This is a genomic window from Dyella lutea (assembly GCF_024158035.1).
In the GTDB taxonomy this organism is placed as follows: domain Bacteria; phylum Pseudomonadota; class Gammaproteobacteria; order Xanthomonadales; family Rhodanobacteraceae; genus Dyella_A; species Dyella_A lutea.
This window is the reverse complement of sequence record NZ_JAMZEK010000003.1, coordinates 325,688-336,686: the sequence shown is the minus strand read 5'-3', so window position 1 is coordinate 336,686 and position 10,999 is coordinate 325,688. Positions and strand designations below refer to the sequence as shown.

Sequence of the window (10,999 nt, the reverse complement as noted above, 5' to 3'; positions counted from 1 at the left end):
CCCACGCGGACGCGGGGCGACGGGGCACTGTGCCAAACGGCAGGCGCTGCCGCAATGCGTTGCGACAGCGCAATCCACTTGAAGAAGTTACTGCAAGCGGCTGATTTTACACGTCCGGTGCCCGCGCATCGATGGACAGGGCGTGGATCCCGTTGTCCATCAGGCCATCCAGCGCCGCGTACACCATGCGGTGGCGCTTGATCGGCAGCACCCCGGCGAACGCGGCACTGGCGATGCGGACGTGGAAATGGCCCTTCCCCGCGTTGGCGTGGCCGGCGTGCTTGTGGCCCTCGTCCAGCACCTCCAGCTCGGTCGGCGCCAGGGCGGCGGCGAGGCGCTCGCGGATCTGCTCGACCATCGCCCGGCTCATGGCAGGGTCTTGCGGAACGGCTTGACCTCGACCTCGGCATAGACGCCGGCCGCCACGTACGGGTCGGCGCCGGCCCAGGCTTCGGCATCGGCCTGGCTGGCGAACTCGGCGATGATCAGGCTGCCGGTGAAGCCGGCCGGGCCCGGGTCCTCCGAGGCGATCGCCGGGAACGGACCGGCCAGCAGCAGGCGTCCTTCGGCCTGCAGCGCGTGCAGGCGGGCCAGGTGCTCAGGCCGGGCGGCCATGCGCTTGGCGAGGGAATCGGGGTGGTCCTTGGCGTGGACGGCAAACCACATGCGGGGCGCTTCCTGACTGGGCAAAGCGGCATTTTACTGCAGCCACTGCCCTCGCAGATCCGATGCTGCATCGCAGAAACGTTCGGGTCGCTGGTTGACCTCGGTCAAGGCCTGCCGCGATGCCGCAGCGCATCCTGCCCGTGCTCCCGGTATGGTCAGGCATTCATGCCGATGCCGGCCCCCACCCGCGCATCCGGATGACCCGATGAAGGAAGTCGCTCCCGTCCCGAGAACGCCCCAGCCCACGGCCGCGGCGCGCACCGACCGTCAGGTCCGTGCAGCGCTGGCGCGATGGAGTGCCTCGATCTCCCCCGCTTCGCTGGAACTGGCCTGGAGCGACTGGGCGGCCCACCTCGCCGCTTCGCCCGGCAAGCGCCTGGAACTGATGCACCTGGGGCTGCGGCAATGGCAGGCGCTGGCGGATTACGCCGCCCGCTGCGCCCTCCCCGGCGCGGCTCCCAACGGCGGTTGCGTGACGCCCCGTCCCGGCGACCGCCGCTTCCGCGAGCCGGAGTGGGGACGCTGGCCGTTCAACGTGATGCAGCAGGCCTTCCTGATGGCCGAACGCTGGTGGGAGGAAGCCACCCACAGCGTGGAGGGCGTCGAGAAACACCATACCGACGTCGCCGGATTCGTCGCCCGCCAGTGGCTGGACATGTGGTCGCCGGGCAACCAGCTGGCGACCAACCCGGTGGTGCTGAAGCAGACAATCGAGCAGGCCGGCACCAACTTATGGCGCGGCTGGCTCAACGCACTGGACGACCTGGACCGGCTAGCGATCGGCGCACCGCCGGCCGGCACCGAGGACTACGCGGTCGGCCGCAACCTGGCGGTCACCCCGGGCAAGGTGGTGATGAAGAACCGGCTGGCGGAGCTGATCCAGTACTCGCCCACTACGGACAAGGTGCGGCCGGAACCGGTGCTGATCGTGCCGGCGTGGATCATGAAGTACTACATCCTGGATCTGTCGCCGCACAACTCGCTGATCCGCTACCTGGTCGACCAGGGCCACACCGTGTTCTGCATCTCCTGGAAGAACCCGGATGCCGACGACCGCGACCTGGGTATGGAGGACTACCTCGACCTGGGCGTGATGGCTGCGCTGGACGCCGTGGGCGCGATCGTCCCGAAGCAGAAGGTGCACGGCGTGGGCTACTGCCTGGGCGGCACCCTGCTGTCGGTCGCCGCGGCCGCGATGGCGCGCGACGACGATCACCGGCTCGCCTCGGCGACCCTGTTCGCCGCGCAGACCGACTTCACCGAGCCGGGCGAGCTGGGCCTGTTCATCGACGAGAGCCAGGTCTCCCTGCTCGAGGCGCAGATGTCGCAGACCGGCTATCTCACCGCCCAGCAGATGGCCGGCGCGTTCCAGATGCTGCGCTCCTACGACCTGCTGTGGTCGCGCATGGTCGGCGAGTACCTGATGGGCACGCGGCCGCCGATGAACGACCTGATGGCCTGGAACGCCGACGCCACCCGCATGCCGGCGCGCATGCACTCGGAATACCTGCGCCGGCTGTTCCTGCACAACGACCTGGCCGAAGGGCGTTTCCCGGTGCAGGGACGACCAGTCGCGCTGAGCGACATCACCCTGCCGGTGTTCGTGGTGGGGACGCAGACCGATCACGTGGCGCCCTGGCGCTCGGTCTACAAGCTGCACTACCTCACCGTCGCCGACCTCACCTTCGTGCTGACCAGCGGCGGGCACAACGCCGGCATCGTCAGCGAGCCGGGACATCCGCACCGCAGCTACCAGTTGCTGCGTCGCCCGGAAGGCACCGCCTACATCGGCCCCGACGACTGGCTGAAACGGGCACCGATGCAGGACGGCTCATGGTGGCCGGCCTGGGTGCAGTGGCTGGACGCGCATTCGGGCGAACCGGTGACGCCGCCGTCGATGGGCAACGCCCGTGCCGGCTACCGTCCGCTCGCCGATGCCCCCGGCCACAACGTGCGGGAGACCTGAGCATGACCGGTCTGGAAGGGGCGAAAGGCCTGGTGGTCGGCATCGCCAACGAGCACAGCATCGCTTGGGGATGCGCTCGCGCCCTGCATGCCGCCGGCGCGGAACTGGCCGTCACCTGGCTGAACGACAAGGCCAGGCCGTGGGTCGAGCCGCTGGCGCAAGCGCTGAACGCGCCGCTTCGCATGCCACTGGATGTGTCGCAGCCGGGTGAGCTCGAAGCGGTTTTCGATGCGGTGAAACGCCGGTGGGGCCGACTGGATTTCGTGCTGCATTCGATTGCCTTCGCGCCGAAGCAAGACCTGCACGGCCGCGTCACCGACAGTTCGCGCGACGGCTTCCTGCGCGCGATGGATATTTCCTGCCACTCGTTCATCCGCATGGCCCGGCTGGCCGAGCCACTGATGGACCGGGGTGGCAGCCTGCTGACCATGAGCTACCTCGGCGCGGACGAGGTGATCGACCACTACGGGCTGATGGGGCCGGTGAAAGCCGCGCTGGAATCGTCGGTGCGCTACCTGGCCGCCGAACTCGGCCGGTCCGGCATCCGCGTCAACGCGATTTCGCCGGGGCCGCTGGCGACCCGCGCCGCCTCCGGCATCGAACAGTTCGACCAGCTGCTGCGCGAAGCGGTGCAACGTGCACCGCTGCGGCACCCCGTGGACATCGACGATGTGGGCAGCCTGTGCGTGTTCCTGGCCAGCGACGCAGCCCGCTCGATCACCGGCGACACGCTGTACGTGGACGCCGGTTACCACATCCTCAACTGAACAGAAGGGAACGAAGGCAACGCTGCACGCTCTCTACCCCTGAATGGCCGCACGGATTGTCATGGAGCGCGGCCACCTTTGCGGACGACCGCCGGTATCGCCCGCCAGGATGACGTCGGGATGCCGGCCTTACGCCAACCGCCTCATCACGAGCGAGGAGATGAACATGAGCATCGACACCAACCTTCCGATGGAGTTGTACAAGGCCAACGTCCAGCTCTGGTTGAACATGGGCCTGCTGTTGCAGGAGGCCCGCCAGCAATGGGCCGACCTGGGCGACAAGACGCTCGGGGACGATGTGGAGGAAACCCGCAAGGAACTGGAGGAGTTGTCCCACGCCAGCGACTGGAAGGACCTCACCAACCTGCCCGGCAGCACTGCCTGGCGCCGTATGCAGAAGCGCGTGGGCGACGCGCAGGCATGCACCGAGACCGCCATCGCCGAGCAGACGCGCTTCGTCGCCGGCATCCAGCACGCGCTGGCCGACTGGCAGAAATCGCTCACCCGTGCCGTCAGCGACGCCGGCAAGTCGTTGCCGATGGGCATGCCGATGAGCGGCGCCGTGCCGGATTTCAGCGCGCTGATGAAGATGTTCACGCCGCCTGCGGGCGGGTCCGGTGCGAAGGCCGCGGGCAAAGGCAAGAACCATGCAAGCTGAGCACACTGCCGTGGTTACCGGCGGCATGGGCTGCCTGGGCGAGTCGATCGCCCAGGCCTTGCACGATGCCGGCTGCCGCGTGATCGTCACCCACTCGCCCGGGCGCAGCGACGTCGGCGCCTGGCTGGCCGAACACGCCGCCCAGGGCCGCAGCTACCTCACCTACGAGATGGACGTGGCCGACGCCGACTCCTGCGCCGCCTGCGCCGAACGCATCCGCGCCGACGGCCATGTCGTGGATATCCTGGTCAACAACGCCGGCATCACCCGCGACGCCAGCTTCCGCAAGATGCAGAAGGTGGACTGGGACGCGGTGATGCACACCAACCTCGATTCGCTGTTCAACGTCACCAAGGCCTTCGTCGAGGGCATGATCGGCGGCGGCTGGGGGCGCATCGTCAACATCGCCTCGGTCAACGGCTCCAAGGGCGCCTTCGGCCAGACCAACTACGCCGCGTCCAAGGCCGGCATGCACGGCTTCACCAAGTCGCTGGCGCTGGAGCTGGCGACTAAGGGCGTCACCGTCAACACGGTGTCGCCCGGCTACCTGCAGACGAGGATGGTGGCTGCGGTGCCCGAGGAGGTGCTCAAGACCAAGGTGCTCTCGCAGATCCCGATGGGACGGCTGGGACGCACCGACGAGGTCGCAGCGCTGGTGGCCTTCGTCTGCAGCGATGCGGCCGCGTTCATGACCGGGGCGAACCTGGCGATGAACGGCGGCCAGCACATGGCCTGATTTCCTTCCACGGACCCACGGAGCGCGTCCATGCCCGATACCCCCGCCGCCCCCGCCGGCCCGCCCGGCGACGCCGACGACATCCACTTCATCCGCAACCGCACCTTCGAGGAAATCGCCGTCGGCGACACCGCGGCGATCGAGCGCACGCTCACCGCCGAGGACATCCAGCTGTTCGCCGTGATGTCCGGCGACGTCAATCCGCAGCACCTGGATCCGGATTTCGCCGCCTCCACCCGTTTCCACGGCGTGATCGCGCACGGCATGTGGGGCGCGGCGCTGATCTCCGCCGTGCTCGGCACCCGCCTGCCCGGCCCCGGCACGATCTACCTGTCGCAGACGCTGAAATTCCTCGCCCCGGTGCACATCGGCGACACGCTGACCATCCGGGTCACCGTGCGCTCAAGGGACGAGGCGAGGAAGGAGCTGGTGCTCGACTGCAGCTGCATCGACCAGGCCGGCCAGTGCGCGATCAAGGGCGAAGCACTGGTGCTGGCGCCGGTGGAGAAGATCGTCCGCCCGCGCGCCACCCTGCCCGAAGTCCGCCTGACGAGGGGCAACGACGGCGTGCAGCGCCTGCTCGACTACGTGAAGCCGCTGGGCGCGATCCGCATGGCGGTGGTCCACCCCTGCGACGAGTCCAGTCTCGGCGGCGCCGTCGATGCCTGGCGCGCGGGGCTGATCGAACCGGTGCTGGTGGCCCCGCGTGCGCGACTCGAGGCAGTGGCCGCCCAGGCGGGATTCGACCTGACCGGCATCGCCATCGAGGATGTCCCGCACAGCCACGCCGCAGCGGCCCGCGCGGTCGAGCTGGCCGCGGCCGGCGAGGTCGATGCGCTGATGAAGGGCAGCCTGCACACCGACGAGTTGATGGGTGCCGTGGTCGCCGCGGGCAGCGGCCTGCGCACCAAGCGGCGGATCAGCCACTGCTTCATCATGCAGACGCCGGCCTACCCGCGGCCGTTCATCATCACCGACGCGGCGATCAACATCGCACCGACGCTGGAAGAGAAGGCCGACATCGTCCGCAACGCCATCGACCTGGCCCAGACGATCGGCGTGGCGCAGCCGCGCGTGGCGATCCTCGCCGCGGTGGAAACGGTCAACCCGCACATGCCGGCCACGCTGGATGCGGCGGCGCTGTGCAAGATGGCCGACCGCGGCCAGATCGAAGGCGGCGTGCTCGACGGCCCGCTGGCGTTCGACAACGCGGTATCGGCGGCGGCTGCGCGGATCAAGGGCATCGCCTCGCCGGTGGCCGGCCAGGCTGACGTGCTGGTGGTGCCGGATCTGGAGAGCGGCAACATGCTGGCCAAGCAGCTCGAATACCTCGGCGGTGCGGCCAGCGCCGGTATCGTGATCGGCGCGAAGGTGCCGATCGTGCTCACCAGCCGCGCCGACTCGCGCGAGTCGCGGATGGCCTCCTGTGCGGTGGCACTGCTGCTGGCCCATCACTACCGGAGCCATCCGCTGTGAGCGCGTTTCCGATGACCCAGGCGGCAGGCGATCTGCTGCTGGTGCTCAACTGCGGCTCGTCCAGCATCAAGTTCGCGCTGTTCGACGCCGCGGTCTCGCCGCTTCCGCGCCATCCCGCCTGGATCGGCAAGATCGAGGGCATCACCGGGCCGGCGCCGCGCTACGAAGCCGCCGGCGAGCCCGATGCGACGCTCGCGCTCGACAGCGCCGATCCGTACACCGGCGCCTTGATGCACATCCGCGAGCGACTGCAGGCCCGGCTCGGCGACCGCCGGCTGGCCGCCGTGGCGCATCGCGTGGTGCACGGCGGCAGCAAGTATTTCGCGCCGGTGCGGGTGGACGCCGCGGTGCTCGCCGACCTGCGCAGCTACATTCCGCTGGCGCCGCTGCACCAGCCGTTCGCGCTGGAGGCGATCGAGGCGCTGCTCGGCCTGCACCCGGACCTGCCGCAGGTCGCCTGCTTCGACACCGCCTTCCACCACACCGTGCCGAAGGTGGAGCAGATGCTGCCGCTGCCGCGCGCGCTCTGGGACGAGGGCCTGCGTCGCTACGGCTTCCACGGGCTGTCCTACGCCTACATGGCCACGGTGCTGGCCGAGCGCTACGGCGCCGGCGCGCGTGGCCGCACGATCTGCGCCCACCTGGGCAGCGGCGCCAGCCTGTGCGCCATGCACGACCTGCGCAGCGTCGCCACCACGATGGGCTTTTCCGCGCTGGACGGCCTGATGATGGGCACGCGCTGCGGCGCTCTGGATCCGGGCGCCGTGCTGTACCTGATGCAGGTCCGCGGCCTCGGCATCGACCAGGTCGGCCACATGCTCTACCACGAGTCCGGCCTGCTCGGCGTCTCGGGCGTGTCGCCCGACCCACGCGAACTGCTGCCGCGCGAGGACGAGCCCCCCGTGCGCGAGGCGCTGGCGCTCTACGTGCGACGCATCGTGCGCGAGATCGGCGCGCTCGCCGCCGTGCTTGGCGGGCTGGACATGCTGGTGTTCACGGCCGGCATCGGCGAACACAACGCAGTGATCCGCGAGCGCGTCTGCGACGCGCTGGGCTGGCTCGGCGTCGCGCTGGACACCCGCGCCAACGCGGCGCACGCTGCGGTGGTGTCCGGCCCGGAAAGCCGCGTGCGCGTGGTGGTCGAGCCGACCAACGAGGAGTGGATCGCCGCCCGTGCCACGCTGGAGCTGATGGCGGGCTGATCCGTTCCGGATTGATGCCAGTCAACTCCCGCAGTGCGCCGATGCCCGACCATGGGGCATCGCATGCGGGTGGCGCGTCCACCCTGGAGAACGAGAGCTTCTTTCATGGCCGGGATGCACGAGGGACAGGTGACGGCGGTACGCGGCGCAGTGCTCGACGTGCGCTTCGCGCTGCCGCCGCTGCCGGCGGTCGGTGAAGCCCTGCATGTGCTGCGCGACGACGGCTCACCGCTGCTGGTGGAAGTCACCTCGCAGCTTTCCACGACCGACGTGCGCGCGATCGCCCTGCAGTCCACCGAGGGCATCGCCCGCGGACTGCGCGTGCAGGCCCAGGGGCAGCCGCTCGAGGTGCCGGTCGGTCCGGCCGTGCTTGGCCGGCTGCTCGACGTCACCGGCCAGCTCGGCGACGACGGCCCCGCCCTGCCCGCCGACGTGCCGCGCCGCCCGATCCACCGCGCGCCGCCGCCGCTGTCCGCGCAGAGCGGCACCAGCACCCTGTTCGCCACCGGCTTGAAGGTGATCGACCTGCTCACCCCGCTGGTGCAGGGCGGCAAGGCGGCGATGTTCGGCGGTGCCGGGGTCGGCAAGACGGTGCTGGTGATGGAGCTGATCCACGCCATGGTCGAGCGCTACCAGGGCATCTCGGTGTTCGCCGGCGTTGGCGAGCGCTCGCGCGAGGGCCACGAGATGCTGCTGGACATGCGCAACTCCGGCGTGCTCGACCACACCGTGCTGGTCTACGGCCAGATGAACGAACCGCCCGGCGCGCGCTGGCGGGTGCCGTTCACCGCGCTGACCATGGCCGAGCATTTCCGCGACGAGCGAAAGCAGACCGTGCTGCTGCTGATGGACAACATCTTCCGCTTCGTCCAGGCCGGTTCCGAGGTGTCCGGTCTGCTCGGCCGCCTGCCCTCGCGGGTCGGCTACCAGCCCACTCTGGCCGACGAGGTGGCGGCGCTGCAGGAACGCATCGTCTCGGTGGACGGCGTGGCGGTCACCGCGATCGAGGCGGTCTACGTGCCGGCCGACGACTTCACCGACCCGGCAGTCACCGCGCTCGCCTCGCACGTGGACTCGATGGTGGTGCTGTCGCGCGAGATGGCCGCGCAGGGCATGTATCCGGCGATCGACCCGATCGCCTCGTCCTCGATCATGCTCGACGCCGACCTGCTCGGCGAGCGCCACGTGCGCATCGCCACCGAGGTGCGCCGGGTGATCGAACACTATCGCCAGCTGCAGGATGTGATCGCCCTGCTCGGCGTGGACGAACTGGGCGCCGAGGACCGCCGACTGGTCGAGCGGGCGCGCCGCCTGCAGCGTTTCCTGACCCAGCCGTTCGCCGTCACCGAGGCCTTCACCGGCATGCCCGGCCGCAGCGTGGCACTGGCCGACACGCTGGACGGCTGCGAGGCGATCCTGCGCGGCGACTGCGACGGCTGGCGCGAGAGTTCGCTGTACATGGTCGGCACGCTGGCCGAAGCCCAGGCCAAGGAAGCCGCCGCCACGAAGGCCGCGGCATGACCGGCCACCTGCACCTTGTGCTCGGCACGCCGCAGCAGGTCGTGCTCGACCTGGACGACGTGACCGCCGTGCGCGGCGAGGACGCCAGCGGCAGCTTCGGCATCCTGCCCGGCCATGCCGACCTGATCACCGTGCTGGTACCCACCGTGCTGCGCTGGCAGCGCGCCAACGGGGAAAAGGGCTACTGCGCGCTGCGCGGCGGCGTGCTGCGGATGAGCGAAGGCGGGCAACTGCACGTGGCCTGCCGTGGCGCCGTGCGCGGCGAAGAGCTCGACACGCTGGAGAGCACCGTGCGCGCGGCACGCGCCGACCAGGCCGATGCCGACCGCCGCGCCCGCGTCGAACAACTCCAACTGCATGCCCGCGCCGTGCGCACGTTGCTGCGCTACCTGCGCCCCGGTCCGCGGAATGTCGCGCCATGACGACACCGGCGCCCGAGCCTCGCAACGAACAGGGCCGCGACCCGGTCGCCACGGCTGCCCGTCGCGCACGCCAGCGCGACGAAGCGAACCGCGACGACCCGGCCACCCCGGCCAACATCCGCCTGGCGCAGATCGGCGTGCTGGGCTGGACCATCGTCACGCCGATCCTGCTCGGCCTGCTCGCCGGCCACTGGCTGGATCGCTGGCTGCGTACCGGCGTGATGTTCGCCGCCGCCCTGCTCACCATCGGCGCCGGGCTGGGGATGTGGTTCGCCTGGCGCTGGATGCACCGTCAATGAGGACTCCGCGATGAATCTGCCGCTTGCTTCGCTTCCTTTCGCTCCGGCGATCGGCATCGGCCTGCTCGGCGGTGGCGCGGTCGGCCTACTCCACTTCGTCGGACTGCGTTACACCGTGCGTCTGCTCGCCGCCGGCCGCACCGGACTGGCGCTGGCGTCGCAGGCGCTGCGCGTGCTGGCCAGCGCCCTGCTGCTGGCCGCGCTGTTCCACTTCGGCGTGGCCGCCCTGCTGGCCGGGTTCGTCGGTTTCCTGGTGGCGCGGCAGGCACTGCTGCGTGATGGCAGCGCCAGCGGGACTCCGCCGCCGACCCGGGAGCCGGAAGCATGATCGGCTCGCCGCTGCGCACCGAGACGCTGTTCCACCTCGGCCCGGTCCCGGTCAGCACCGCCGTGGCGGTGACCTGGGGGATCATGGCGCTGCTGACGATCGGCGCCTGGCTGGCCACCCGGCGGCTTTCGATGCACCCCTCGCGCACCCAGGCCGTGCTCGAGCTGCTGGTCGAGACCATCGACACGCAGATCCACGACACCATGCAGGTGGACGCGGCGCCATACCGTCCGCTGATCGGCAGCATCTTCCTGTTCGTGCTGGCGGCGAACTGGTCGGGGCTGGTGCCCGGTATCGAGCCGCCCACCGCCCACCTGGAGACCGACGCCGCGCTGGCCGGCATCGTGTTCTTCGCGACCATCTGGTTCGGCCTGCGCGCCCGCGGCGTACGCGGCTACCTGGCCACGTTCGCCGAGCCGGGCTGGCTGATGGTGCCGCTGAACTTGGTCGAGCAGATCACCCGCACCTTTTCGCTGATGGTGCGCCTGTTCGGCAACGTGATGAGCGGCGTGTTCGTGGTCGGCATCGCATTGTCGCTGGCCGGGCTGATCGTGCCGATCCCGTTCATGGCGCTGGACCTGCTCACCGGCGCCATCCAGGCCTACATCTTCAGCGTGCTGGCGATGGTGTTCCTCGGCGCTGCCGTGCACCCCGCCCCGCCTTCCCGCGCGCAAACCGAACCCGCACCTTCCGATCGGAGAGACCCGTCATGAACGACCTGATTCCCGTTGTGAGCATCCTGGCCGCCGCGCTATCGGTGAGCTTCGGTGCGATCGGCCCGGCGCTCGCCGAGGGCCGCGCGGTGGCGGCGGCGATGGATGCGATCGCGCGCCAGCCCGAATCGGCCGGCACCATCTCGCGCACGCTGTTCGTGGGCCTGGCGATGATCGAGACGATGGCGATCTACTGCCTGGTGATCGCCATCCTGCTGCTGTTCGCCAACCCGTTCCTCAAGTAG

General features: G+C 69.9%; 14 protein-coding genes. 12 read left to right on the top strand and 2 right to left on the bottom strand.

Annotation, left to right across the window (positions count from 1 at the left end; all coding sequences use genetic code 11):
* Positions 1 to 106: 106 nt before the first annotated feature.
* Together NC595_RS13795 and NC595_RS13790 are read right to left on the bottom strand one after the other, a co-directional pair.
* On the bottom strand, positions 107 to 370 hold the full coding sequence (locus tag NC595_RS13795; RefSeq protein WP_253567352.1) for a BolA family protein: 264 nt from the start codon (positions 368 to 370) through the stop codon (positions 107 to 109).
* Positions 367 to 666, bottom strand: coding sequence for a YciI family protein (locus tag NC595_RS13790; protein WP_063670885.1), 300 nt, complete (start codon positions 664 to 666; stop codon positions 367 to 369). The genes NC595_RS13795 and NC595_RS13790 overlap by 4 nt, the downstream gene beginning before the upstream one ends.
* Before the next feature lie 205 nt (positions 667 to 871).
* Between NC595_RS13790 and NC595_RS13785 the strand changes: the two genes are divergently transcribed.
* The 12 genes from NC595_RS13785 to NC595_RS13730 all read left to right on the top strand — a co-directional run bounded on the left by NC595_RS13785 (position 872) and on the right by NC595_RS13730 (position 10,999).
* The gene (locus NC595_RS13785; protein ID WP_253567350.1) at positions 872 to 2,632 is read left to right on the top strand and encodes a PHA/PHB synthase family protein; all 1,761 of its coding nucleotides are present in this window, start codon (positions 872 to 874) and stop codon (positions 2,630 to 2,632) included.
* 2 nt (positions 2,633 to 2,634) lie between these two features.
* Entirely contained in the window at positions 2,635 to 3,399 is a 765-nt protein-coding gene (gene fabI / locus NC595_RS13780; protein WP_253567348.1) for an enoyl-ACP reductase FabI, read from the top strand.
* Positions 3,400 to 3,565: 166 nt separating this feature from the next.
* Positions 3,566 to 4,057: a phasin family protein gene (locus NC595_RS13775; RefSeq protein WP_253567346.1), complete on the top strand. Its 492-nt coding sequence runs from the start codon at positions 3,566 to 3,568 to the stop codon at positions 4,055 to 4,057.
* Positions 4,047 to 4,793 (top strand): acetoacetyl-CoA reductase, encoded by a 747-nt coding sequence (phbB, locus tag NC595_RS13770; protein ID WP_253567344.1) that lies wholly within the window; start codon positions 4,047 to 4,049, stop codon positions 4,791 to 4,793. The genes NC595_RS13775 and phbB overlap by 11 nt, the downstream gene beginning before the upstream one ends.
* A 30-nt stretch (positions 4,794 to 4,823) precedes the next feature.
* The gene (locus NC595_RS13765; protein ID WP_253567343.1) at positions 4,824 to 6,269 is read left to right on the top strand and encodes a bifunctional enoyl-CoA hydratase/phosphate acetyltransferase; all 1,446 of its coding nucleotides are present in this window, start codon (positions 4,824 to 4,826) and stop codon (positions 6,267 to 6,269) included.
* A gap of 11 nt (positions 6,270 to 6,280) precedes the next feature.
* Positions 6,281 to 7,471 carry an acetate/propionate family kinase gene (locus NC595_RS13760; protein ID WP_253568337.1) on the top strand — a complete coding sequence of 397 codons (1,191 nt, stop codon included), beginning with the start codon at positions 6,281 to 6,283 and terminating at the stop codon, positions 7,469 to 7,471.
* Between the two features lie 114 nt (positions 7,472 to 7,585).
* Entirely contained in the window at positions 7,586 to 8,992 is a 1,407-nt protein-coding gene (gene atpD / locus NC595_RS13755; RefSeq protein WP_253568335.1) for a F0F1 ATP synthase subunit beta, read from the top strand.
* On the top strand, positions 8,989 to 9,414 hold the full coding sequence (locus tag NC595_RS13750; RefSeq protein WP_253567341.1) for a F0F1 ATP synthase subunit epsilon: 426 nt from the start codon (positions 8,989 to 8,991) through the stop codon (positions 9,412 to 9,414). The genes atpD and NC595_RS13750 overlap by 4 nt, the downstream gene beginning before the upstream one ends.
* Entirely contained in the window at positions 9,411 to 9,713 is a 303-nt protein-coding gene (locus NC595_RS13745; RefSeq protein WP_253567339.1) for an AtpZ/AtpI family protein, read from the top strand. The genes NC595_RS13750 and NC595_RS13745 overlap by 4 nt, the downstream gene beginning before the upstream one ends.
* Before the next feature lie 10 nt (positions 9,714 to 9,723).
* Positions 9,724 to 10,041 (top strand): N-ATPase subunit AtpR, encoded by a 318-nt coding sequence (locus tag NC595_RS13740; RefSeq protein WP_253567337.1) that lies wholly within the window; start codon positions 9,724 to 9,726, stop codon positions 10,039 to 10,041.
* Positions 10,038 to 10,754 carry a F0F1 ATP synthase subunit A gene (locus NC595_RS13735; RefSeq protein ID WP_253567335.1) on the top strand — a complete coding sequence of 239 codons (717 nt, stop codon included), beginning with the start codon at positions 10,038 to 10,040 and terminating at the stop codon, positions 10,752 to 10,754. The genes NC595_RS13740 and NC595_RS13735 overlap by 4 nt, the downstream gene beginning before the upstream one ends.
* Positions 10,751 to 10,999, top strand: a complete 249-nt coding sequence (locus NC595_RS13730; protein ID WP_017461027.1) for a F0F1 ATP synthase subunit C — start codon at positions 10,751 to 10,753, stop codon at positions 10,997 to 10,999. The genes NC595_RS13735 and NC595_RS13730 overlap by 4 nt, the downstream gene beginning before the upstream one ends.